The sequence below is a fragment of the Pseudotenacibaculum haliotis genome (assembly GCF_042684245.1).
Classification (GTDB): domain Bacteria; phylum Bacteroidota; class Bacteroidia; order Flavobacteriales; family Flavobacteriaceae; genus Polaribacter; species Polaribacter haliotis_A.
In genome coordinates this window covers 416,293-440,861 of sequence record NZ_JBHULH010000001.1, presented here as the reverse complement: position 1 = coordinate 440,861, position 24,569 = coordinate 416,293, and the positions used below count along the sequence as shown (strand labels likewise).

At 36.1% G+C, this 24,569-nt stretch carries 19 protein-coding genes; 10 read left to right on the top strand and 9 right to left on the bottom strand.

What is annotated here, in order from left to right:
- Positions 1 to 12: 12 nt before the first annotated feature.
- From hemH to ACFSRZ_RS02115, 3 genes are all read right to left on the bottom strand, one after another.
- Positions 13 to 1,017, bottom strand: coding sequence for a ferrochelatase (hemH, locus tag ACFSRZ_RS02125; RefSeq protein WP_379664871.1), 1,005 nt, complete (start codon positions 1,015 to 1,017; stop codon positions 13 to 15).
- Positions 1,014 to 1,520, bottom strand: a complete 507-nt coding sequence (locus tag ACFSRZ_RS02120; RefSeq protein ID WP_379664870.1) for a TrmH family RNA methyltransferase — start codon at positions 1,518 to 1,520, stop codon at positions 1,014 to 1,016. The genes hemH and ACFSRZ_RS02120 overlap by 4 nt, the downstream gene beginning before the upstream one ends.
- A gap of 76 nt (positions 1,521 to 1,596) precedes the next feature.
- Positions 1,597 to 2,481 carry a helix-turn-helix transcriptional regulator gene (locus ACFSRZ_RS02115; protein ID WP_379664869.1) on the bottom strand — a complete coding sequence of 295 codons (885 nt, stop codon included), beginning with the start codon at positions 2,479 to 2,481 and terminating at the stop codon, positions 1,597 to 1,599.
- Between the two features lie 203 nt (positions 2,482 to 2,684).
- Between ACFSRZ_RS02115 and hemA the strand changes: the two genes are divergently transcribed.
- The 8 genes from hemA (at position 2,685) to ACFSRZ_RS02075 (ending at position 10,379) form a co-directional block, all read left to right on the top strand.
- Positions 2,685 to 3,926, top strand: a complete 1,242-nt coding sequence (gene hemA / locus ACFSRZ_RS02110) for a glutamyl-tRNA reductase (protein WP_379664868.1) — start codon at positions 2,685 to 2,687, stop codon at positions 3,924 to 3,926.
- Between the two features lie 9 nt (positions 3,927 to 3,935).
- On the top strand, positions 3,936 to 5,519 hold the full coding sequence (gene hemC, locus ACFSRZ_RS02105; RefSeq protein WP_379664867.1) for a hydroxymethylbilane synthase: 1,584 nt from the start codon (positions 3,936 to 3,938) through the stop codon (positions 5,517 to 5,519).
- Positions 5,509 to 6,477 (top strand): porphobilinogen synthase, encoded by a 969-nt coding sequence (gene hemB, locus ACFSRZ_RS02100; protein ID WP_379664866.1) that lies wholly within the window; start codon positions 5,509 to 5,511, stop codon positions 6,475 to 6,477. Before hemC ends, hemB begins: the two co-directional genes overlap by 11 nt.
- 75 nt (positions 6,478 to 6,552) lie before the next feature.
- Positions 6,553 to 7,842 (top strand): glutamate-1-semialdehyde 2,1-aminomutase, encoded by a 1,290-nt coding sequence (gene hemL, locus ACFSRZ_RS02095; protein WP_379664865.1) that lies wholly within the window; start codon positions 6,553 to 6,555, stop codon positions 7,840 to 7,842.
- Between the two features lie 86 nt (positions 7,843 to 7,928).
- The gene (gene hemE, locus ACFSRZ_RS02090) at positions 7,929 to 8,954 is read left to right on the top strand and encodes a uroporphyrinogen decarboxylase (RefSeq protein ID WP_379665498.1); all 1,026 of its coding nucleotides are present in this window, start codon (positions 7,929 to 7,931) and stop codon (positions 8,952 to 8,954) included.
- Entirely contained in the window at positions 8,955 to 9,443 is a 489-nt protein-coding gene (locus ACFSRZ_RS02085; protein WP_379664864.1) for a DUF6973 domain-containing protein, read from the top strand.
- Entirely contained in the window at positions 9,444 to 10,025 is a 582-nt protein-coding gene (locus ACFSRZ_RS02080; RefSeq protein ID WP_379664863.1) for a GNAT family N-acetyltransferase, read from the top strand.
- Positions 10,026 to 10,028: 3 nt separating this feature from the next.
- Positions 10,029 to 10,379, top strand: coding sequence for a 5-carboxymethyl-2-hydroxymuconate Delta-isomerase (locus ACFSRZ_RS02075; RefSeq protein WP_379664862.1), 351 nt, complete (start codon positions 10,029 to 10,031; stop codon positions 10,377 to 10,379).
- A 44-nt stretch (positions 10,380 to 10,423) separates the two neighbouring features.
- Here ACFSRZ_RS02075 and ACFSRZ_RS02070 read toward each other — a convergent pair whose 3' ends face one another.
- From ACFSRZ_RS02070 to ACFSRZ_RS02045, 6 genes are all read right to left on the bottom strand, one after another.
- Positions 10,424 to 12,322, bottom strand: a complete 1,899-nt coding sequence (locus ACFSRZ_RS02070) for an OmpA family protein (protein WP_379664861.1) — start codon at positions 12,320 to 12,322, stop codon at positions 10,424 to 10,426.
- Between the two features lie 16 nt (positions 12,323 to 12,338).
- Complete coding sequence (locus tag ACFSRZ_RS02065; protein WP_379664860.1) at positions 12,339 to 13,262, bottom strand: PorP/SprF family type IX secretion system membrane protein; 924 nt, start codon at positions 13,260 to 13,262, stop codon at positions 12,339 to 12,341.
- A gap of 16 nt (positions 13,263 to 13,278) precedes the next feature.
- Positions 13,279 to 14,511, bottom strand: coding sequence for a gliding motility-associated C-terminal domain-containing protein (locus ACFSRZ_RS02060; RefSeq protein WP_379664859.1), 1,233 nt, complete (start codon positions 14,509 to 14,511; stop codon positions 13,279 to 13,281).
- Between the two features lie 28 nt (positions 14,512 to 14,539).
- Positions 14,540 to 18,640, bottom strand: coding sequence for a beta strand repeat-containing protein (locus ACFSRZ_RS02055; protein WP_379664858.1), 4,101 nt, complete (start codon positions 18,638 to 18,640; stop codon positions 14,540 to 14,542).
- Between the two features lie 323 nt (positions 18,641 to 18,963).
- Entirely contained in the window at positions 18,964 to 19,722 is a 759-nt protein-coding gene (locus ACFSRZ_RS02050; RefSeq protein ID WP_379664857.1) for a LytR/AlgR family response regulator transcription factor, read from the bottom strand.
- A 1-nt stretch (position 19,723) separates the two neighbouring features.
- Positions 19,724 to 22,696 carry a sensor histidine kinase gene (locus tag ACFSRZ_RS02045; RefSeq protein ID WP_379664856.1) on the bottom strand — a complete coding sequence of 991 codons (2,973 nt, stop codon included), beginning with the start codon at positions 22,694 to 22,696 and terminating at the stop codon, positions 19,724 to 19,726.
- A gap of 181 nt (positions 22,697 to 22,877) precedes the next feature.
- Between ACFSRZ_RS02045 and ACFSRZ_RS02040 the strand changes: the two genes are divergently transcribed.
- Both ACFSRZ_RS02040 and hemF read left to right on the top strand, forming a co-directional pair.
- On the top strand, positions 22,878 to 23,612 hold the full coding sequence (locus ACFSRZ_RS02040; protein WP_379664855.1) for an EI24 domain-containing protein: 735 nt from the start codon (positions 22,878 to 22,880) through the stop codon (positions 23,610 to 23,612).
- Entirely contained in the window at positions 23,613 to 24,518 is a 906-nt protein-coding gene (gene hemF, locus ACFSRZ_RS02035) for an oxygen-dependent coproporphyrinogen oxidase (RefSeq protein ID WP_379664854.1), read from the top strand. It abuts the gene before it with no gap.
- The last annotated feature ends 51 nt before the right edge of the window (positions 24,519 to 24,569 follow it).

The following is a 24,569-nucleotide window of genomic DNA, read 5'->3' as shown; positions in this document are numbered from 1 at the left end:
AGCTTCTCCAATCTACTCATTAATCCATTGGGCTAAAACATCTACCCAATCGTCATTGTCATTAATGCAAGGTACAGCATAAAAATCAGTTCCACCAGCTTCTACAAACTCATCTCTCCCTTCCATACCAATTTCTTCTAGAGTTTCTAAGCAATCAGAAACAAAAGCAGGAGTAACTACTGCTAATTTTTTTACTCCATCATGAGCAAAATCTTCGATTGTTTGATCCGTATAAGGCTGCAACCAAGGATCTCTACCCAAACGAGACTGAAACGAAGTAAAATACTGACCCTCTTTCAAATCTAAATACTTTACTACCTGTTTGGTTGTCTCGTAACACTGATGCCTATAACAAAACTCATGAGCGGGAGACGGAGTATTACAACAACTGCCATCAATCTTACAGTGCTCTTGAGTTATATCTGATTTGCGAATATGACGTTCAGGAACTCCATGGTATGAGAACAAAATCTTATCCCAATCCTTATCAGAAAGATACTCCTTTATACTATCCCCCAAAACTTTGATGTACTCTTGCTTATTATAGAAAGCAGGAATATGCGTAAGTCTCATCTTAGGGAAGAACTTTTTTTGAAGCTTATCTGCCAATACCAAAATAGTTTCTGTTGTAGCCATGGCAAACTGAGGATACAAAGGAATCATCAAAACATCGGTAACCCCCTTGTCGTGTAACTCTTTTAGTCCAGCTTTAATGGACGGATTTCCATAACGCATAGCCAAAGCAACGGGAAACTCAGTCTTAGCCTGTACTTTTTTCTGTAACCTTTCAGAAAGAACAATCAAAGGAGAGCCTTCATCCCACCAAATCTTTTTATAAGCAGCAGCCGATTTCTTTGGGCGTGTATTTAAAATGATTCCGCGAACTAAAAACAAACGTAACAGATAAGGCGTATCTATAACCCTTTCGTCCATTAAAAACTCGCCTAAATATCTTTTTACATCTTTGGTCTCTGTGCTATCCGGAGATCCTAAGTTTACTAATAAAACTCCTTTCATATATCTGTTAGTTGGTTGGTGGTTTCGTACAAAGCAATTGTCATACTATGTACAACGTTCATAGATGAATTTCTTCCGTACATCGGAATGGCTACGGTAGCATCCAATGCCTGAACATTTTGTATTCCATTGCGCTCGCTTCCCAAAAGTAAAACGATTTTTTTGTGTTTTTTAAAATCAAAATTTTGAATATCGATACTCTTATCAGTGATCTCTATTCCAACAACTGTATTTCCTTCAGCTTTCAATTGCTCCATCAAAGATTCGAAATCAGCATACACCTCATGGTCGATTTGATCAATGGTATTGCGTGCTGTTTTTTTAACGATTCTGTTTTCGATAGATGGCGAATTCTCATGTAAATAGATCTTTGAGACGCCAAAGCTTTCAGCAATGCGAAAGCACATCCCAATATTTTCAGGAGTTCGTATGGCATCACAAACAATTGTGATCGGAAATTTTTTCTGCTGATTTTGAATGTCGTAATGGCTAAGTTGTTTCAAAGATTTAATTTTAAAATATCATATTAACAGTTGTATCACCTATATGATCATTAGATCATTGGTTACTGTATCATTGTTAATTGTTTAAAGACATTACATATTTCTTTGGGGTAGTCCCAAACTTCTTTTTGAAGGCTGCTATAAAATGACTGGCTGTGCTGTAACCTACTTTTAACCCCACTTCATTCACATTATGCTGGTTGCTTTCCAGCAATCTTCTCGCATGTTCCATCTTATAATCAAACAAGAAGCTGTAGACAGTATCGCCGTATATTTGTTTAAATCCTTCTTTTAATTTCTTGATGTTAAGACCAATCTCATTGGCTAATTCTTGCAAGCTAGGCGGTTCTGCCATGTTAGCAATAATTATATCTTTTGCCTTACGGATCTTTTGAACGTTTTGCTCATCAACTAAAAACGGACAGTATTCTGCAAGGTTAGATTCGTCTTGTTGAAAATGCAAGCTTAACAACTCGTAAATCTTTCCTTTGATATACAGATCGCGAATTGAGCTGTTAACACTAGAATTGATCATTTGTTGAAGAACGATCAAAACCGTTGGCTTAATTTCTACATCATCGTAATACTTTCGGTTTTTATTCTCGTCACTTAAAAAAGGAATATAGCTTGCTTCCTTAGAAAACAATGAATGAAATTTTTCTATCGATATCAATAAAGAAATTAAAGTTGTTTTGGGATAGATCTCCAGGTTGATAGGTAATTTTCTCTGTGGATTGTATAAAATGATAGAACGTTTATCAAGCACGTCAAAAGTATATCCACCACTGTTAAACAGAAACTTAGAATTTCCTTTTATACAGAAGTGTAATTGAATAAAAGTGCTATCAATATCACGTTCAAATTTTTGTACGCTATCACTTTGATTGTGAAACTCCAAAAGATGAAATCCGTTATCTAAGTTGATTTCGTTAAAAGTACTTCCAGCGACATTTTTTGACATATATCAAAATTTAATTAAAATCCTTTTTATTTAGAATGATTCTATATAACTTCATTCGAAACTGTTGGTTTTACTGCAAAAATAAGACATTGTACAAGTTTTTAAAACAAAAAGCATCTAAAAAACATAGAACGATATAAAAAGTACTTTCAGCGACATTTTTTTATGTTCAAACTTTTTACTTTTGACGAGCCTTTAAGAATATGACATCTTTGGAGAACCAAAAAACAAACTTATACAATATCGGAGTTAGCTACAAAAAGGCTGACGCTCAGACTCGTGGAAAATATAGCTTGTCAAAAGAAAGCCAAATCAAATTGCTGGAAGATGCAAAAGCGATGGGATTCGACTTGTTTGTATTATCTACATGCAACAGAACAGAGATTACAGGATTTGCAGAACATCCATATCAATTGATCAAATTGTTATGCGATTATTCAGAAGGAAATGTTGAAGAGTTTGCGAGAATATCGAATGTGTATAAAGGGAAAGAAGCAATCAACCAGTTGTTTCGAATTGGTACCGGATTAGAAAGTCAGATTCTAGGAGACTACGAGATCGTAGGACAGTTAAAAATTGCTTTTAAACAAGCCAAAGCTTTTGGTACCACCAATGCGTACTTGGAAAGATTGATCAATTTAGTATTACAAGCTAGTAAAAGGGTAAAGAACCAAACCCAATTGAGTTCCGGAACTACTTCCGTTTCCTATGCAGCTGTTCAGTACATGATCAAAAATGTATCAAACTACAATCAAAAAAATATTTTGGTTTTTGGTTTAGGTAAAATGGGGAAACACACCTGTAAGAATCTAGCCGAATACACAAAGAACACTTCAGTTTGTTTGATCAACAGAACAGAAGAAAAGGCTGCTGCTTTTGTAAAAGAGCATCCGTCAATCAGACAAGCAAAGATCGAGAACTTATCAGAAGAGATTGCGAATGCTGATGTATTGATCGTGTCTACGGGAGCAGATAAACCTACAGTAACAACAAAGCACGTAGCAAAAGATAAAGAGTTGTTGGTGTTGGATTTGTCTATGCCGGAAAATGTAGATGAAGAGGTAGCTAAATTTGATGCGGTAACATTGGTGAATGTAGATGAGTTATCTAAGATTACAGACGAAACCTTAGCCTTACGAAAGAAGGAAGTTCCGTTTGCAGAAAAGATCATAGAAACTCACAAGGAAGAGTTTAACGAGTGGTTAGATCACAGAAGATTAGTGCCGGCTATTAATGCCTTAAAAGAATCTTTAGAAGCCATTCAAAAAGACGAGATCAACTTCCACAAAAAGAAAATCAAAAACTTCGACGAGGATCAAGCAGAAATGCTGACCAATAGATTTATACAAAAAATTACAACTCAGTTTGTAAAACACTTAAAAGAAGAAGAGACATCTGTAAATGAAAGTATTCAGGTGATGTCTAAAGTCTTCGGAAAAGTCTAACCTACTTTTATGCAAAAAGTTATTCGAATAGGTACGCGCGATAGTCAATTGGCACTATGGCAGGCAAAGAAAGTTCAACGAATGTTGAACGAATTGGAATACGAAACAGAAATTGTACCTGTAAAATCCACTGGAGATATTATACTTAATAAACCCATTTACGAATTGGGAATTACAGGAGTGTTTACACGTAATCTGGATATAGCATTGCTTAATAATGATATTGATATAGCAGTACACTCTATGAAAGATGTGCCTACTGTTTTACCGGAAGGAATTATACAAGCAGCTGTATTAAAACGAGCAAACCATAACGACATCTTAGTGTTAAAAGACAACGAAGAGTTCTTTGCGCAAAAAGAAGCTGTTATTGCAACCGGAAGCTTGCGTAGAAAAGCACAATGGTTAGATCGCTATCCAACCCACACAGTTGTTGACTTGCGCGGGAATGTAAATACCCGATTACAAAAGTTATCTGATAACGATTGGAACGGAGCTGTTTTTGCAGCAGCAGGATTAGAACGTATCGGATTACGTCCAAAAGGAGCAGTAAACCTTTCTTGGATGATTCCGGCTCCGGCTCAAGGAGCTATTATGATTGCAGCATTAGATGAAGACGATTATGTAAAAGTAGCCTGTGCTCAATTAAATGATAGAGATACTGAGATCTGTACAGGAATAGAACGTGAGTTTTTAAATTTGTTAGAAGGAGGATGTACAGCACCGATAGGTGCCTACGCTATGATGGATGAAGTAAATTCAGAAATCAATTTCAAAGGAGTTTTGTTATCCAGAGACGGAAAGAAAAAGATTCAAGTACAAAAGAAAGTACCTATAGGTAGACATAGATATTTGGCAAAAGACTGTGCAAATTATATTATAGACAGAGGAGGAAAGCTGCTGATTGCAGAAGATATGGGAGTTGAAAAAAGAGTCTCAGTCTTTTCTACAAAGAAACTGTCGGAAGCACAAACGAAGTTATTTCACAACGATATTGCCTCAGAAAGCTCAGACTTTATTAAGATACGATTCAATAGAATTGCTCCAAAATTGGTAAAAAATGAGATCGAGAATGTGATCATTACCAGTAAGAATGGAGTAGAAGCTATTCTGAATAATTTTACCAAAGAAGAATTAAACTTCAAAAATATTTACTGCGTAGGTCGCAGAACCAAAAAGTTGATCAATCAAAAGATTGGTGATGTAAAACATTCTGAGAAAAATGCTGAGAAGTTAGCAGAATACCTATCAGAAAATATAAAAGGACAAGAAGTTACCTATTTCTGTAGCGACCTTCGATTGGATACACTTCCAAAAGTGTTGTCTGAAAATGAGATCAAAGTACATGAGATAGAAGCATACAAAACAATGTATAGTCCGGCAGATGTAGATGAAAAAGTAGAAGGCGTATTATTTTACAGCCCATCTACTGTAGAAAGCTATATTCAGAAGAACAGCACGGATAAAGTGGCTTTTTGTATTGGAACATCAACAGCAAAAGAAGCAGAAAAGCATTTTGAGAAAGTTGAAGTTGCAAAAGTGCCTACAGTAGAAAGCGTTATAGAACTGGTAAATCTTCATTATGTACAATAGAACAAGAAGACTTAGAAAAACAGAAGGAATCAGACGTTTGGTGAGAGAAACCAAATTGTCTGTAGACGATTTTATCTATCCTTTATTTATAGAAGAAGGAGAAAATATCGAATCCGAAATCCCTTCTATGCCTGGAATCAAACGCTATTCATTAGATACCATTTCTAAAGAACTGGATGAAGTAGTAGCTTTAGATATTCCGGCTGTTTTGTTATTTGGAATCCCTTCTGAAAAAGATGATGAAGGAACCGAAACATGGAATGACAACGGAATCATGCAGCAGGCAGTTCGATTTATTAAAAAGAACTATCCTAGCTTATATGTAATCACAGACGTATGTTTTTGTGAATACACTTCGCACGGTCACTGTGGAATTATTCATGATCATGATGTAGATAATGATGCTACTTTAATGAATATTGCCAAGCAAGTTGTGTCACATGCAAAAGCAGGTGTAGATATGGTAGCCCCTTCAGGAATGATGGACGGTACCATTCAGGTGATTAGAGAAGCATTGGACAATCATGGATTTGTGAACTTACCTATTATGGGATATTCTGTAAAATATGCTTCAGCATTTTACGGGCCGTTTAGAGATGCAGCAGATTCAGCACCAACATTTGGAGACAGAAGAACATACCAAATGGACCCTGCTAATCGTGATGAAGGATTGAGAGAAGCAACATTTGACGATCAAGAAGGGGCAGATATCTTAATGGTAAAGCCGGCATTATCTTACTTAGATATTATTCGAGATCTAAAAAATAATTTCGATAGACCTATTGCGTGCTATAATGTAAGTGGAGAATATGCAATGGTAAAAGCAGCTGCGGAAAAAGGGTGGATTGATGGAGATAGAGTGATGATGGAAAGTTTACTATCAATGAAAAGAGCAGGCGCAGATATCATCATTACGTATTTTGCCAAGGAGGCAGCGAAACTATTAAATAAAAAATAACGATCATTCCGAGCTTAGCGAAGGAATCTGAAAATAAGATTGCTTCATTTCATTCGTAATGACATAAATAATATTATGGACTTCAAAAAATCTCAAAAACTATACAACAAAGGACTAGAAAATTTGGTAGGAGCTGTAAACTCTCCCGTACGTGCATTTGCCTCTGTAGGAGGAAATCCGTTGTTCATCAAAAAAGCCAAAGGTTCTAGAATTGTTGATGTAGATGGAAACAAGTATGTTGACTTGGTACTTTCATACGGACCTATGATCATAGGACATCGTCATAAAAAAGTACAAAGAGCGGTAAACAAGGCTTTAAAGAACGGATATTCGTTTGGTGCCTCTACAGAGAATGAGATCAAGCTTGCAAAAATTGTTTGCAATGCATTTCCGGGAATGGATAAAGTCCGTTTTGTAAATTCTGGAACAGAAGCTGTGTTAAGCGGAATTCGTTTGGCACGTGCATTTACAGGAAAAAATAAGATCATTAAGTTTTCAGGTTGTTACCACGGGCACCAAGATGCTTTGTTGGTAGCTGCAGGTTCAGGTTTGGCAACATTGAGCCTACCGGGAAGTAAAGGAGTACCGGAAGGAGCTGTTAAAAACACATTGATTGCTACTTACAACGATTTAGAGAGTGTAAAGAAGCATTTTGAAAATGATGATGATATTGCCGGAGTTATTATTGAGCCGGTAGGAGGAAACATGGGAGTTGTAATTCCGCAGAATGATTTCCTAAAAGAGTTAAAAGAATATTTACATTCCAAAGGAGCTTTGTTAATTGCTGATGAGGTAATGACAGGTTTCCGTTCAAAATTTGGAGGAGCTCAAGAATTGTTAGGAGTAGAAGCAGATATTACCTGTTTAGGAAAGGTAATTGGAGGAGGTTTTCCGGTAGGAGCTTATGGAGCAAGAAATGAGATCATGGAAATGGTAGCGCCTTTAGGAGGAATGTACCAAGCAGGAACTTTAAGTGGAAATCCAATAGCCATGGCAGGAGGAATCTCTACCTTAACAGAATTAAAGAACCAAAATCCTTACGAGCAATTCAATGAAGTAGGACAACAGATAGAAACCATTTTGTTGGAAGCAGCTAAGAAGCACGGAGTAGAGATTACCGTAAATAGATTTGGTTCGATGTTAAACCCATTCTTTACTTCTACACAAGTTACTAACTTTGAAGAAGCGCAAACATCAGATACCAAGAAATTTGCTGTATTCTTCTGGGAGATGATCAAAAACGGAGTATTCTTGCCACCTTCACAATTTGAAGCTTGGTTCTTGAGTTCAGCAATTACAGAAGAAGATATAGAGGTGATCAGAAAAGCTGTGGATAAAGCAATGAATAAAGTAGCACAGAATTAAATAAAATTGTCATTCCGAACAAAGTGAAGGAATCTGTTGTAAAAGATTGCCACGCCACAAAGTTCATCGCAATGACCCCAAAAGATATGATTAAAAACGATTTATTTTTAAGAGCCTTAAAAGGAGAAACAGTAGACAGACCTCCAGTATGGATGATGCGTCAAGCAGGGCGTTATTTGCCGGAGTTTATGGAGATTCGTGAGAAGTACGATTTTTTCACACGTTGTCGTACTCCGGAATTAGCATCTGAAATTACAGTACAACCTATTCGTAGATTTGGAATGGATGCAGCCATTTTGTTCTCAGATATCTTGGTCATTCCACAAGCGATGAACATAGAGGTTGAAATGAAACCTAATTTTGGGCCTTATTTACCAAACCCTGTTCGCGATCAAAAAGGAGTAGACAATGTAATTATTCCTGATGTTCATGAAGAATTGGGATATGTAATGGACGCTATCAAAGCAACAAAAGAAAAGTTGAATGATGAGGTGCCTTTGATCGGTTTTGCCGGATCGCCATGGACTATCTTGTGTTATGTGGTACAAGGACAAGGATCTAAGAATTTCGATAAAGCCAAAGGTTTTTGCTTTACCAACCCTGTTGCTGCACATCAGTTATTGCAAAAGATCACAGATACAACCATTGCTTATTTAAAAGCCAAAGTTGCTGCAGGAGTAAATGCTGTTCAGGTATTTGATTCTTGGGGAGGAATGTTATCTCCTACAGATTACCAAGAATTCTCTTGGAAATATATTCAGCAAATTATTGATGCTTTAAAAGACGAAGTACCTGTTATTGCTTTTGGTAAAGGATGCTGGTTTGCCTTACACGAAATGGCAAAATCTGGAGCATCTGCATTAGGAGTAGATTGGACATGTACGGCTAGAAACGCTCGTTACTTGTCAGGAGGTCAGATTACATTACAAGGAAACTTTGATCCGTCTAGATTGTTATCGCCACCTGAAGAAATTAAAAAGATGGTGCACCAAATGATCAATGAATTTGGAAAAGACAGATACATTGTAAACTTAGGGCACGGAATCTTACCAAATATTCCTGTAGAAAATGCGAAAGCATTTATCGATGCAGTAAAAGAATACAAAGTGTAAATGTCTTTTTGGAAAGTCATTCGAGGATTAGAATTCAGGCAAGTTAAGAGTTTAGCTGCCTGGTTTCTTAAACATCCTTTATTTATGACTTCTACCATCATTGCTACATTTTCTACCTATAGAATCTCACAACGAGAATTTCCATATATCCACGGGCAGCATAACAAAGCAAATGCTTTTAGGCATGCTCTGTGGAATATTTTGATCGCAAAAGTGAGTAGCCGATTTTCTAAAAATCAAGAAGCCGTTTTGCAGTGGACGCAACGTATCACAGATTGGCATGAGGATTTTTCTCCCAATGAAGAAATGGCTAAGTTGATGGATTTGCATAACAATCGTATTGGAAGAGACCTTTTTGATCAGTTGTCAAAGAAAAATACATCAGAGATTATTGCTTTCATGAAGGAACAATTGCCTAGAGCAGCAAAAGTTCAAGAACCCGCCGAGTTTGATTCTTATATAGATCAATTGGTGTATCTTGAGGACTGAATGGAAACGAAAGAAAACAGGCCTATAGAACCGGTATTTCAGGTTCTGAGCAAGGAAAATGAAAAAATAAATGTTTATAAAATCCATCCTAAAGACGGATGGGGTTTGTGCGATTTTATCGCTGCAAATGAGCATAGATTAGACTTGTATTTTCCTAAGACCAAAGAAGCAAATCTAACTCCCGATCTCTCCAAAGCATTTGCGGAAACAAAGAGCAAAGAGTATGAGAATAGAGAAGAGTTTTTATATACAATAAAGCCGGAAGGGTCAAAAAAAATTATTGGATTGGTCTATATCAAAGAATTGGATTGGGAAATACAACAAGGAGAGTTTGCCTACTGTATAGATTACAATTACGAAGGGAAAGGAATTACGTCTAAAGTCGTTGATGGATTGTCTGAATATGCTTTTAAAGACTTAGGGTTAAAAACACTCCAAATTATAGCGCATAAAACCAATTTCTCCAGTGTAAACGTTGCAAAAAGATGTAAATTTACATGGATAAAGACCTTAGCTAAAGAATATACTCCTCCGGGAAGAGATCCTCTAGATATGGAGCTTTATGAACGTTATAAAAACTAAGAGATGCCTCATTTTATTTTAGACTGTACAGAACCTATTTTAGAGCAAAAAGAGCCTAAAGAGATCATGCAAGAAGTGTTAGAAACAGCTTTTTCTACTGGACTTTTTGTACGAAGTGATATCAAAGTTAGATTGAACCCTTATCCGTTGAAGCATTCGTTGGTAATGGAAGGGGAAGAAGATTTTATTCATGTGTTTGGAAACATTATGCAAGGAAGAACCGATGAACAAAAAGCAGATCTATCCAGAAAGATCGTAGCAAAGCTCAAAGAACTATTTCCGGATGTTCCTATCATCTCAATGAATATCAGAGATTTTGAAAAAGCATCCTACTGTAAAAAGGATATGGTATAAACAGAAATAAAAAAGCTCATTGTTTAAACAATGAGCTTTTTTATTTAGTTGTTAAGCACAGATATTTCTGTTCGCCTGTTTAACTGATGTTGTGATTTTGAACATTTTTTTCCGTCACGACAATCGTTTATAGGTTGAGACTCTCCAAAACTTTCTCCAACAATTCTAGAAGCATCAATTCCTCTTTTTACAAAGTACTGGATAACTTGTTCAGTTCTCTTTTCAGAGAGTAGCTGATTGTATTTGGCACTTCCTCTACTATCAGAATGCGAAGAAATTCTAATACGTACCGTAGGATTGTCATTCAAAATAGTTATAACCTCATCTAAGGTTACTGTTTCTTTCGAACGAATATTGGTTTTGTTAAAATCGTAATAGATCGTAGTATTGAATGTAATTGGAAGGATCTTTTCAATTTCCTCTTTTTTCAAGCGAAGTTGTACGATCGTGTGTTCCTTTCTAATAGGGATCAATAAAGAATCACTGAGATATTCATTTTTGCTTGCTTTGATATGATGACTCATAAATTGATTGATCGTAGTTTGAAAACTCCCCTGATCATCCGAAAATGTATTAGCTACTACCTTCCCTCTCTCGTCAGTAATCGTAATACTAGAATTCGAAATAGGGGAGTCGGAGTCTTTGTCTCTAACGATTCCTGAAATTTCTATATAGAGATTATCTTTGATCGATTTTAATTCTTTGATCTTATATATATTGTCAATACCGGTTCTGTTCGAACTCATAAATCCTTTTTGCTTAGGTTTCAAAACAGAAAAGGCAAAATCGTCTTGCGGACTATTGATAGGTGTACCAACATTCAATACTAAGTTAGTATCGGCTTCTAGATCAATATAAAAAACATCATAACCACCTAGCCCAAAATGACCATCCGAAGAGAAATACAATTCATTTTCTGCACTTACAAAAGGAAATGACTCCCTTCCGCTTGTGTTGATAAGAGCTCCCATATTCTTAGGTTTTCCTAAAGAACCATTGTCATAAATCTCTACAGAATAAATATCTGTTTCGCCTAGAGACCCTGGCATATTAGAAACGAAGAACAATGTTTTCTCATCAGGAGATAAGGCCGGATGTGCATTGGAAAAATCATTTTGATTGATTGATAGATCTTCGAAATTACTCCAACGACCATTGATCTTAAAAGCTCTGTAGATTTTCAAATGTGTCTTAGAATCATCGGTAGCTTGGTTACTGGATCTGGTGAAATACATGGTGCTTCCATCCTTGGTAATGATTGCTGATGATTCGTGAAATTTAGAATTGAGATCTCCTTTCATTCTTTCAGGAGTCGTAAAATCATCCTCTGTTGCGTTGTAGTAACTGCTATAGAGGTCTAAGAATCGATCATTGTTCCAAGCGTCAATCCTGTTATTAATGGCTCTTCTATTTCTGGAAGATGAAAAGTACAAAGTATCATTTCGATAAAAAGAACCAAAATCTATGTAGGACGAATTGATGGTTAAAGAATTCATGTGGTATCGATTAGAATTCAATTCTATCATGGTAATGTGATCTTCTACAGTTTTTGCCGAAGAGTTTGAAGCTTTGGCAAGCTTTGCAAAATCAGCGTAGATTTTTTGTCCTTCAGTTTTGTTGCCTATGGCTTGTAAAGATTGAGCATAACGTAACAAGAACAGCAAATCATTGTGTCCTTTTTTTTGCGCGTAGAACTTCGCATACCATTTGGAAGCTTCCTTGTACTTTGCATTAAAGTATAAACTATTCCCAAGTTTTAAATAAATGTCACCGGAAGTAACTCCTTTTTCTACTAATGAAAGATATAACTCAGAAGCATCGGCATAGGCAAATTGATTGTATTTTTCATCCGCTTTTTGCATTCTCTTGTTTTGAGAAGTCATGGTAAAACTTCCCAGTGTAAAGAGTATGATCGGTACTATTTTAATTAGTGATTTTTTCATGTGAAAAATGGTTTAATTAGAAGAATCTTGGAGATACTTTGCCTTTTACTTTCGTAAAAAGTTCAAATCGTAACAAGAATTCATGAGACCCTGAGTTGTAATTGCCAATGTCTGTAGTATCGTAATCGTAAGCGTATCCAAACATAAATTTTCGAGAAGCCTGAATACCTACCATAGCACTAACGGCAGCATCTAACCTATAAGAAGCTCCCAGAATTAACTTTTCTCCAATCAAAAAAGAAGAAGAAAAATCCAAAGCTACAGGAGAGCCCTTTACAGCCTTTACTAAAAATGCGGGTTTGTACTGTACATTTTCACTAAGGTTAAAAACATAACCTCCAATGATGTTCAAATGAGCGCTCTCCTTAGCAGTAGAAATAGAAGTGTGGTTGTAATGTTTTGTCTTTAACAAATTAGGAACAGAAATTCCTAAATACCATCGTTCATTATACAAGTATGTTCCAACTCCAACAATAGGAGAGAGCCTACCGGAAATGTTCTCTTGAAAAGAAACATCAGTAGGATCGTAGATCAACAGTTTGGTAAAATCTACAGTTAGCGAGTTAAGCCCTCCTTTTAGACCAAAAGCAAGTTTTGTGTCCTTATTATTTAATGTTAAAGTGTAAGAATAATCAACCGCAAATTGTGTTTCGGTTGCCGGACCTATTTCATCTCTTAAAACAGAGGCTCCTATACCCACATTGTAATTAAGAGGGCTATTAATTGAAAGCAATTGGGTCTTTGGAGCCCCCTGAATACCTTGCCATTGAGTTCTGTGCATTAAAACAACACTTAGAACATTTCTACTCCCTGCATAGGCAGGGTTTACGGCAATGGTATTGTACATATAATGAGTGTACTGTGAATCTTGCTGAGCAAACAGGGGAACAGAGATCAACAATAGTAATCCTAGAAAAAGTTTTTTGATAACGTTGTTCATGCTTTTAGATTGAGTGTTAATCGTTATTTAAATACAAGTACCCAGATTTTTTCACTGTTTTATTATTCACTTCATAGTTCAAAACATAGAAGTAAGTTCCTGTAGGGAGTTTTTCATTGGAGTTAACGGTTAGTCTTCCTTCAGAAGTTCCGTTAAAAACATTATCAGATTCGTTATATCCTTGGGTTTCAAAAACTTTTACTCCCCAGCGATTGAAGATCTTTACAGAGTTTGTAGGAAAGTTGACAATCCCATCAATAAAGAAGAAATCGTTTTTCCCATCTCCATTTGGACTAACACCGTTGTAAACAACCAGTCCGCCTTCCAAGTAATGCTCTTCTTTAATGGTTCCTAATGTGAAGACTCCGTATCCGGAAACTTCTGCAACTGTTGTAACAGATCTATTGCCTTCGTCTACAAAACCTCCTTCGTCAACCCAAAAACCTTGAGTGCCATCCCATCGAAGTACGTGCAAAGAAGTCTTAGGAGCGTTTAACAAATGAGAAGAGGTTGTATTCTCATCCCATGTTAGTGTAATTGCTACATGTGAACTTCCGTTCTGTTGACTAATAGACCAATACTCATTAGGCTCTACATAATCGATGATTCCGGCTTTTAGATCGTGAGGATGTGTTGCGTTGCTATTCTCTAAAAAGTAAGTAGCTTGAATTTCATCCTGAATATCGGCAGGAGCAGAGATGGAGGCACTTCGTAAAAGACCGTCTTTTCCTATGGGAAAACGAAATTCGGTATCTCCATTTTTTTGCACAGTACCGTTTACATAGCTACTGTTGGATGCGTTGATAAAATCTGCATCTTCTTGAAAGATGAATTGTCCATCAAAAAGATCATTATAAATGATTCCCATCGAGAAATCAACCTGACCATATACATAAACACTGTTTTTTAGCTGATATGTAATATCGGAAGCGGTATTGTCAAAGACAATGTTTAGGAAATGACTAGCCTCTTTTCCTGCTACTTCTTGCATTGAAGTTCCTACAAAATAAGTAGTTCCATCATTTATTTGTGAATCAAAAGTGCAGGTACCATTGTTGGTAAAATGATGATTTAAATACAGCGCTCCGTTGTTTACCAAATAAGCACCTGCGTTGTTTTGAAACTCTTTTGTAACGGTTACTTCCGTATTGGGAAGAATAGTGAACACTCCTGTGTTTGTAGTTTGAGAAAAGGTTTTCTCAACTCCAAATGACAGCAAGACGATTGCAATGAATATTATTTTTTTCATGATTCCTGAATTGAATTAGAAGAAATAATTAGTTCTTGATGCCTAGTAAAGCTTCAATTTTCTGCAACCTCTCTTTTAGGAGTTTGTTCTCGTCTTCAAGTTTGTTGATCTTCTTGTGTTGTTCTATCGTGTGCAGATATAATTCCTCTACTTTTTCTAAAGTTTGAGTAGATAACTCTGTAAGATTAACCTGATATCCGTCTTTTGTTTTCTTCAAGTTTTTGATTCCTGTAACACCCGGTAAATGCTTGTTGGCTTTGATAAACGATTCTACTTCTTCTATAGACTTGAAAGTGTAGGTCTTGTTCATTTTAGAGCTACCATTTACATAGTTTTCAAAAACATAATCAGGATATAATTTTGTAGCTGTAGTTAAACCTCCGGCAATGGTCATGTTTCCATCTTTAAATAAGGTTAACGCATCACTTTTTACTGAAGTAGTTCCGTTTCCAACCACCAACAATCTATCGGTAGCTACAGCGTTGATTGCATCTCCTACAACATTTGTATTGTGATACCCCAAAGTTACCTGTCCGTATGATTCAGAAGTTATATTGAATCCCATTCCGGTGCTAAAAAGTCCGCTAACATTTACGCGAGTACCTACAGCAGTAGCTTCTTGACCGCTAACAGTATTGTGAGAACCAAATGAATGTCCAAAAGGAGATGAAACTGTATTGCTGGTCCCGACTGATATGCCATACTGATTAGATACTGTACTACTACTACCTAAAGAAACAGCACTTGAACCGGAAACAATTGAAGTACTTCCTATAGCAATGGAATTCAATCCGGAGGCTATAGAACTATGTCCTAAGGCCATGGAGGCGACTCCTACGTTAGCATCATCCCATTGATTTGCAAAAGCGTATCCTGCTCTAAAAGCCCCTTTGCTTTTGTCAAAGAAAAAGCGTCTATCATCATCTGTCCCGACTTGGTTGTGTAAGCTGCTAGATCCAAAAACAAAATCATCTGTTGTAATATTTCCGGTAGCATTGCTGGTAATACTTCCTGTTGTAGTAATCGCTGCGGAAGCACTTCCTCCTCCCAAAGCTTCCCAAGCAGTTCCATTCCAAGAATAAAACCCTGGAGTAACCCCGCCTGAATTTGCTGTATTGTATACCAACAACCCTTCTACATTTCCTGTAGCAATGGTAGTGGTGTCTGAAGTTCCTGTTAAGGCAACACGAGGCATTAAAAATCCTCCATCAGTACTATTTAAAGCTAATGACCCGTTTATGGTTGTATTTCCATTCTTTAAGATGCTCAAAGCATCGCTTCTCAAACCTGCATGCTCTCCGTTACCTACCACAAATAAACGATCGGTAGCTACATAGTTGGCAATATCCCCGGTGGTAACAGTAGGGTACATTCCTAAAGAGAATTGTCCAAAAGACTCAGCGGTAGCAGAAGAACCTAAAGCAAATGATTGAGCTCCCACAGCTTGAGTATTTACTCCTATTGCAACAGCATGAGTGTTACTTGCATTAGAGGTGCTACCTACGGCAAAACTATTAAATCCACTAGAAATAGCACTAGTACCCAAAGCGATTGATCCAAAATTGGAAGACCTAGCACCATTACCAATTGCGATTGATCCAAAACTAGTGGCAATTGAAGAAGTTCCAGCAGCGAATGAAGCGGGGCCGCTGGCAGTTGTATTACTTCCAAAAGCAGCCGAGTATATTCCAACGTTGGCTTCATCCCATTGTGTAGACTCAACATGACCGGCTCTAAAAGCAGCTCGATTTCTATTGAAATACATTTTTCGATCATCATCTGAGTTAGGAAGATTGTTCAAGCTACTAGATCCTATCATGAAACTAGCTTGGCTGTAGTTGAGTGGAGCTAGAGGTCTGTGAAAAGCATTCGAAATTAATGTAGCTGTAGAATTTGAAGTAAATACAGTATTGTTTTCAACTTCTGATCTTGTTGCTAACTTTTGCCACTGACCATTGGTTGCATCACCATTCCAAAAGTAATACCCTTCAGTAACATCGGCCACTGTAGCGGTATTGTAAACCAATAGGTTCTTAGAATCTTCTGTGCCAATAGTGGTAATATCTACAGTAGTCATATCAGTAGTTCCTGTTAAGGCTACTTTTGGCATTAAAACTCCTTGGTTATTTACATCAGACATATCTAAAATAGCGTTTGCCTTAGGGTTGGCAGTACCAATACCAATACTTCCATTACTTACCATAGTTTCGGTTCCTGTATTAACTCCAGTACCATAAATTAAGTTTCCTATGTTTAAACGATTACTCGCTATTGGATCTATATTAGAACGATATCCAATTACTATATTTCTATTTCCTGTAGTAGATCCTCCTGCTCTATATCCTAAAGAAATATTACCTGCTCCAGTTGTTAGATATCGATCAGATTCTTTACCAATTGCTACATTAAATCCTCCAGTAGTAACTTCTATTCCTGATTGGTGACCTAAAAAAGTATTATTACTTCCTGTAGATAATTTTCCTCCAGCATGAGCTCCAAATATTGTATTTGAACTTCCTATACTTTCACTTCTTGGTCCAGCATAATAACCGACGTAAGTATTATCATTCCCTTCTGTTAAACCACTAGCCGCATTAGCTCCTACTAGTGTGTTATTATATCCTGTTGTATTTGAAGAACCTGCAGTATACCCTAAAAATGTATTTCTATATCCTGTAGTTGTAACTCGTCCAGCTAGAGACCCTAAGAATGCATTATCTCTACCAGTAGTTAATTCTAGGCCCGTATTTGCTCCAATATTTACATTGTTGCTTCCAGAGGCATCAACACCCCCAAATCCAGCTCTAAAACCTAAATTAGTATTGTATGCCCCTGTTGCAACTCTTCGCGCAGATTGATAACCTAAATTTGTGTTTCCACTACCTGCGGTATTGGAATATCCTGATTGATTTCCGACAGAAACATTTAAATTTCCTGTGTCGTTTAATCTTCCGGTATTGGTTCCTAAAAACAAGTTATTGCTTCCCTGATTCTCTCTACCCGCTTCAATTCCTATGAAAAGATTATCCTGACTATTTGGACCATTATTTAACCCTGTACTTGACCCTATAAAAATGTTTCTACCTCCTTCTGTATTGTTTCCTCCGGCTAACAATCCGAAGAACATGTTGGTATTCCCTGTGGTATTAGAAATTCCGGCTCCTCTTCCTAAGAAGTAGTTTCCGTATCCTGTTGTATTGTTCAACCCGGCTTCACGCCCTATAAAGTGGTTGCTGGCTCCGGAAGTATTGGCTCTACCGGCTCTGTCTCCTACAAAGATGTTTCCATTTCCGGTAGTATTGCTAAACCCTGTTTCTGCACCAATAAATATATTTCGAGACCCGCTTCCTTCAGAGGTACCTGTTCCCCCAACTCCGGCATCTTTTGTCATATGAGTAGTACTTCCAACTTTTCTCAGATCTACATTGTCTTCTACAGTTTGAATATCTATTCGTAACTGCTCAATAATATCTGTATTGGCAAACTGATTCCATTTTAAACCATCCCAATAATAAAAGCCGGGAGTAATATTGGTGTTGTTTGTGGTGTTGAAAACAATTAAACTTAGTGCATTCCCGTTGGAAATGGTCAAATTGTCTGCCGTACTTTGTAAGGCTACCCTTGGTATCAAGATACCTTTGTTGGGAGAGTTAAGGTCTAATATGGAGGACATATTAGGTGAAGCTGTACCAATTCCTACATTTCCTGCATCAAGGATTGTGAATTGAGTATTAGGATCTCTGTCGCTAACTCCATCAGATTTTGTGTTCAATTCTACCGCATTGGTCGTAGTGTTATTGTTAAAAGCATCATTGGAAAAATCTAAAGAAGCAATGTCATCGATATTTAGAATTTGATTCCATTTGAGATTGTGCCAATAATAAAAGCCCGGCACAACATCGTTTGCTGTTTGTGTGTTAAAGACTAATAGACTAACAACATTACCATTGGCAATGGTTGAACCGTCTGTCGTACTTTGTAAGGCTACCCTAGGAATTAAAACTCCTTTGTCTGTCGATACAATATCCAGTTGAGCAGAAGTGTTAGGATTTGTAGTTCCTATACCTACCTGAGCTATACTGGTCATTGCTGTAAGCATTAAGCTGATGAAAAGTAACTTCTTTGTCATAATTTACAGTGTTAGATGTGAATGAGTCTCTTCGAAAAGTAAAATTTGGAAACAGCTATTTGATCATACTGTGTTCACAAGGCTTTCTCAGGCAAGAAAGCCTTTGTGAAAAGTCCCCATGTTCATCTAACTAATGAAAGAAGTTGTATAAAAGTACCTGCCCCCAGATTTGTTTACTTTTATAAGTTTTACATGTTATTGTTGCTAACAAAAGTGCCCAATAAATGCCCCGTGGAAGGCAGATGTTTATGAAATACGGGAGTTTACTTATTAAAATATTGAATTTTTTTCTAAAGCATTTTAGAAAAACACTTGATTTTGTATCAAATGTTAAAAGACCTGTTGGCAAGCTCTATAAACTCGTCTTTCTTGTCTTTAGAGATAGGAATATTCTTTTGATCACTCATGGTTAAGAAAACACCATCTTGTCGAGTTAATTGTCTTACGTGCTTTATATTGATCAGATAAGATCGATGAGGTTTGAAGAAAAGTTGGTTCTCTTCAAGTTGATTAGAAAAGAATTTGATAGGCTTGCAAATAAGCTCTACACGATCCTCTGTCAAATATACTTTTGTGTACATTCCATCAGCTTCAAAATACTTGATCTCTTCAAAAGGAGTAAACAATACACCTTTAGGAATTTCTAAAATAATGGTGTTTAGTGAAAGCTTTTGAAAAGTCTGCTTAAGATCCTTAATGTCAGTAGCCATACTCTTTTGCTGGATAAGCTGAGCAGCTTTGTTGATGGCTAATAAAAGTTCTTGAACATTGATGGGTTTCAATAAATAATCTACTGCCGAAAGTTTGAAAGCCTGAATGGCATATTGATCGTAAGCAGTAGTGAAAATGATTTGAAAATTAACTTCCTCAGGTTTAAAAAAGTCTAAAATTTGCAATCCGGAATAATTAGGCATTTCGATATCTAGAAAGACAATATGAGGTTGGAACTCTTTAATCACCTCAATTCCTTCCTCTAGATCAGAAGCTGTTTTGAGATCTGTGATATGCTCACACCGATTTGTAATTACTGTAGATAGTAAATTCCTTGCTCTTTCTTCGTCATCAATAATAAGTGCCTTCATTTTATTTTAGTATGGGGATTTTTAAAATAACTTTTGTTCCTGTAGGATTGTTAGACGAGTCGTATAAATCTAAAATACTACTTTTTATTTTTTGTTCCTGTCCTTTGTTTAATAAATCAATTCTACTTTCTGTAGCATCTGTAGAAAATGACTGATGGTATTTTTCTTTTCTTTTATTAATCTCTTCTGAAGCTTTTCGTCCTATGCCATTGTCTTCAATAGTACAAGTAAGCTCACTTCGATCTTCGTTTGCATTGAAAGAAACGATAAGTTGTTTGTCACCTTTCTTATGCAAAAGACCATGTTTAATGGCATTCTCTACATAAGGCTGAATAAATAATGTAGGAACAAGAATAGATCTTGTATTCATAGACTTGAGAAGAGTTACCTGATAATCCAAAGCATTGTTAAATCGAGCCTTTTCTAATTCCAAATACAATTGCAAGGTTTCCATTTCTTCTTCCAATGTAATTTCCAGCCTTCTACTTTGCTCTAGGTATTTTCTGATGAGTTTGGAAAAATCAGAAAGATACATGCTTGCATTGTACTGCTCATCCGTTAGAATATAATCCTGAATAGAGTTTAACGCATTGAAAATAAAATGAGGATTCATTTGAGATCGCAAATTTTCCAATTGATATTGGATCAATTGCTTGTTCATTACCTCTTTTTCAATAGCTTCTTTCTGTTTGATGCGCAATCTTTTCAATCGGTAGAAATAGAACAAGCTAATCAAGGATATTAAGATGAGATAAAACCACCATTGCAACCAAAAAGGAGCCGTTACTTTGATCTTGATTGGAATGAGATTGCTCTCAGCTAGGTTCTTTTTGTTGACTGCCTTAATCTCCAAAGTAAAGGATTTACGAGGAGTAGAAGGGAAGCGTATTTTATTTGTTTCAGCAGTTTTCCACTGCTTGTCTAATCCTTTCAAACGATACAAATACGTGATCGTATTATTAGACATGAATCCGTTGCTGTTAAAATTGAATTCAATATTATCATTGTAATCCAATTGATATTTATCGCTTAAGTCTACATCTTCATTATTGATAAAAATAGAAGTAAGATATAACCTTGGTGCAGTTACTTTTTTAAAAGCTGTTTGCTTATCAAGCTCTACAATACCTTTACTTCCTCCAATATATACTTTGTCTTTTGTGGCGATAATAGAAGATATCTTTGTTAAAGAAAGTTCGCTCAGAAGATTTAAGTTCTTAATAGAATCATTACCACGGTCAATAAATTGAAGGCCTTTTTCTGTAGATACCCAAAGATTGTTTCCATCAGCTTTTAAAAAAGATGTTTGATTGGAAAGAAGACCGTTTGTTGTATTGTAGTTGTAAACCACATGATCATCAACAATCCCTAAAACCCCGCTCTTGAAAGTAGAGATCCATACAATTCCATCAGAAGTCTCTTGAAAGTCAATACCAAAAATAGAACGTTTGTTAAACAAGATCTCTTTAGAGGAATTATGATCTTCTTTCGACAAGAATACACCATCTACATAACTTACGTATACATACCCTTTTGAAGTAAAGATGTTCGAATAAGAGCGTTTACTTCTTAACAGAGTCATAGAATAATCATTGGAGGTAGAAACCGAAGGAATAAAAACAGGTTTCTTTATCTGCGCTTTCAGTGTTTTTAGTGAAGGGATAAAATCATTGAGAATATAAGATTGTTTAGATCCGGAAAACACCAAGCTATGCTCTTTTGCGAGAGCAATGTCTTTGGCTGAAGAAAAACCTCTTTTCGTAGAGATCGTTGCGTTGGATAGATTCCATATGTAAGAATCAAATGCTTGGCTGATCAAAATGCTGTTGCTCTGTTGAGAGAAAACAATATTGTTAATTTCAAGATCGCTCAGGAGAGGAAAAGAAAAATAGTGCTTTGATTTCAAATTCTTGACAACAACTTTCCCGGTTTTGGTTCCGTAGATAAGGTGATCATAAACCAATACCATAGAAGTTATATCGCTTAAAGCATCCGGAAATTGGTATTTAGAGATCTCAAGATTTGGAACAATGTATAAACCATTATTAATGGTAGAAAACCAATAATTAGCATCTCGATCTCGTATAACATTTGTAACAAAGACACCATCTAATAATTTCTTTTGAAAAAGAAACTGTTGATCTTTATAGTTAAAAACAAAGACTCCATTGTCTGTACAAACTAGAAGCTGATTATTGATCGTTGAAATTCTTGTGATCCGCTGTTCTATCAATTCCTTTGGAAATGAAATTTCCTGAACCATATCGCCATTGTACCACAAAAACTTATTGTTAAACTTTCGTTGCCCTACATTTCTGTTTTGAACATAAACAAACAGTTGGTTTTGAATTGAAAAAAAACGACTTGAATTTCTATCAGGGTTTGCAATCAGTAATTTTGTATCACTAGCATCTACTTTATAAACCTTGGTGGTGGCGTAAAACAACGATGAGTTATGATCAAACAAATCATATACCGGTGTTTTTTGATTGTCAAAATCAGGTCTTTTTCGTTCTGTGATCTTTCTTGTCTTCTTATTGATGGAGTAAATACCAATATCTGTAGCAACTTCTACTTCCTCATTGCGAATAATGAATCTTGGTAAGAGATGATTTACCTTGTCTTTTAGATCTATAAACAGTTTGAGAGAATCTTTTTCTACATAAAAGAACTGACCTGAGATGTTGTTGCACCAAACTCTACCTTGTTTGTCTAGTTTTAAATTAAAAACAGAGAGCCCTCTTTTGTGATCTGTAGTGTAATTTCGATAAGAAGTCCCGTCATATCTATACAATCCTTTATCTGCTGCCAGCCATATAAACCCTTCATTGTCTTCAAGAATATCATAAAACTCAATATCAGGCAGACCTTCTTCTTCCGATAAATGGATAGATACTGGTTTTTGAGCATAGACAGATACAATGCTTAAAGAGATAACCAGAAAAAAGAAGAATTTTTTAAGGGACAAAAGCATAAATTCTTTCTGACAGCGCTTGGTAATTGACGAAAAATAAAAACAATATTTAGAGTTTTTCCTCTAAATTTGAAGGCTAATTTATATAAAATTTTATTGGCACTATAGAACTAAAGTATTTGGCTCATCGTAGAAGAGCTAATAAGTTAGTTTATATCTTTAGCAAAAAAAAAATACAATAATGATTCAAGGAATCACCAAAGGAGTTCAAGCATATTTTGGAGCCTTCCAGTTGATATCAAAATTAAAACTGTGGAGATTTTTCGTAGTCCCTATGATAATTAGTGTTATAACTGCAATTGTTATCGGAGGATTATCCTATGCCTTTTCTGACAATATTGGGGGCTATATTGCTAGCTTTTGGTCTTGGGAGTTTGGAAAGGAAACGTTTACTACCATAAGTACAGTTTTTGGAGGACTAATCATTGTAGTTCTAGGATTTCTATTATTTAAACATATTGTTTTAGCCTTGTCTGCACCTTTTATGGGACCCGTTTCTAAAAAAATAGAAGAGCATATAATAGGGAAAGAAGCACAAGCTACAGAATCTTCCTCCTTTGAATTATTGATACGAGGGATTCGAATAAGTTTGAGAAACTTGATAAGAGAATTAATACTAACGCTTCCTATTCTATTGATAGGGTTGATTCCTGTGATTGGGATTTTTTCTACTATTTTATTGTTTTTGATGCAAGCCTATTTTGCCGGCTTTGGAAATATGGATTACACGCTGGAAAGGCATTTTAATTATACAGACAGTGTCAAATTTGTAAAAAGAAACAGAGGCTTGGCTACAGGAAATGGAGTTATATTTATGCTGTTTTTATTAATCCCTGTAGTTGGAGTAATTTTAGTACTTCCTCTTTCTGTTACTGCTGCAACTGAAATAACTGTCAAAAGAATTCAACAAGATTAAATGAAAGATCAATTTTATCAATACATACAAGATTTACAAGACCGTATAACTTCTAAATTAGAAGAGATAGACGGGAAAGCAACATTTCAGGAAGACCTATGGAAACGTCCGGAAGGAGGTGGAGGTAGAACCCGAGTTATCGAAAATGGAAATATTTTTGAAAAAGGAGGGGTAAACATTTCGGCAGTACATGGAGAATTACCGGAGCCTTTAAGGAAACAATTTGGAGTAAAAGCAGGAGATTTCTTTGCATGTGGGTTAAGTTTGGTATTGCATCCTAAAAACCCAATGATTCCTACAGTACATGCCAACTGGCGTTACTTTGAAATGTATGACGGAGAAGGGAATATTGTTACTCAATGGTTTGGAGGCGGGCAAGATCTGACTCCTTATTACTTGTTTGATGAAGATGCTATTCATTTCCACACAGTATGTAAGAACGCATGTGATAAACATCACGCAGATTTTTATCCAAAATTTAAAAAGACCTGTGATGAGTATTTTTGGAATGCTCACAGAAATGAGGCTCGTGGAGTTGGAGGCTTGTTTTTCGATTACTTAAAAGAAACGGATGAGTTTAGCATGCAAGACCGTTATGATTTTGTAACGGAAGTAGGAAACAGCTTTTTAGAAAGTTATGTGCCTATTGTGCAAAGAAGGAGGGAATTGACGTACGAACAAGCTCATAAAGATTGGCAAGAAGTGCGAAGAGGACGCTATGTAGAATTCAATTTGGTGCACGACAGAGGAACCTTGTTTGGTTTAAAAACCAATGGGCGAATTGAAAGTATTTTGATGAGTTTACCACCAACTGTTCAATGGAAATATGATCACCACCCGGAAAAAGGGAGTAAAGAAGAAAAGTTAATCGCTGTTTTAAAAACTCCAAAAGACTGGATTTCTTAAATTGTGAAATTCTCAACAAAAATCCGTAAAACTGATTTATTTACAAGTAAA

Coding starts and splice junctions, on each gene's coding strand:
- hemH (WP_379664871.1), bottom strand. CDS start 1,017: ATGAAAGGAGTTTTATTAGTAAACTTAGGATCTCCGGATAGCACAGAG.
- ACFSRZ_RS02115 (WP_379664869.1), bottom strand. CDS start 2,481: ATGTCAAAAAATGTCGCTGGAAGTACTTTTAACGAAATCAACTTAGAT.
- hemA (WP_379664868.1), top strand. CDS start 2,685: ATGACATCTTTGGAGAACCAAAAAACAAACTTATACAATATCGGAGTT.
- hemC (WP_379664867.1), top strand. CDS start 3,936: ATGCAAAAAGTTATTCGAATAGGTACGCGCGATAGTCAATTGGCACTA.
- hemB (WP_379664866.1), top strand. CDS start 5,509: ATGTACAATAGAACAAGAAGACTTAGAAAAACAGAAGGAATCAGACGT.
- hemL (WP_379664865.1), top strand. CDS start 6,553: ATGGACTTCAAAAAATCTCAAAAACTATACAACAAAGGACTAGAAAAT.
- hemE (WP_379665498.1), top strand. CDS start 7,929: ATGATTAAAAACGATTTATTTTTAAGAGCCTTAAAAGGAGAAACAGTA.
- ACFSRZ_RS02085 (WP_379664864.1), top strand. CDS start 8,955: ATGTCTTTTTGGAAAGTCATTCGAGGATTAGAATTCAGGCAAGTTAAG.
- ACFSRZ_RS02080 (WP_379664863.1), top strand. CDS start 9,444: ATGGAAACGAAAGAAAACAGGCCTATAGAACCGGTATTTCAGGTTCTG.
- ACFSRZ_RS02075 (WP_379664862.1), top strand. CDS start 10,029: ATGCCTCATTTTATTTTAGACTGTACAGAACCTATTTTAGAGCAAAAA.
- ACFSRZ_RS02070 (WP_379664861.1), bottom strand. CDS start 12,322: ATGAAAAAATCACTAATTAAAATAGTACCGATCATACTCTTTACACTG.
- ACFSRZ_RS02065 (WP_379664860.1), bottom strand. CDS start 13,262: ATGAACAACGTTATCAAAAAACTTTTTCTAGGATTACTATTGTTGATC.
- ACFSRZ_RS02060 (WP_379664859.1), bottom strand. CDS start 14,511: ATGAAAAAAATAATATTCATTGCAATCGTCTTGCTGTCATTTGGAGTT.
- ACFSRZ_RS02055 (WP_379664858.1), bottom strand. CDS start 18,640: ATGACAAAGAAGTTACTTTTCATCAGCTTAATGCTTACAGCAATGACC.
- ACFSRZ_RS02050 (WP_379664857.1), bottom strand. CDS start 19,722: ATGAAGGCACTTATTATTGATGACGAAGAAAGAGCAAGGAATTTACTA.
- ACFSRZ_RS02045 (WP_379664856.1), bottom strand. CDS start 22,696: ATGCTTTTGTCCCTTAAAAAATTCTTCTTTTTTCTGGTTATCTCTTTA.
- ACFSRZ_RS02040 (WP_379664855.1), top strand. CDS start 22,878: ATGATTCAAGGAATCACCAAAGGAGTTCAAGCATATTTTGGAGCCTTC.
- hemF (WP_379664854.1), top strand. CDS start 23,613: ATGAAAGATCAATTTTATCAATACATACAAGATTTACAAGACCGTATA.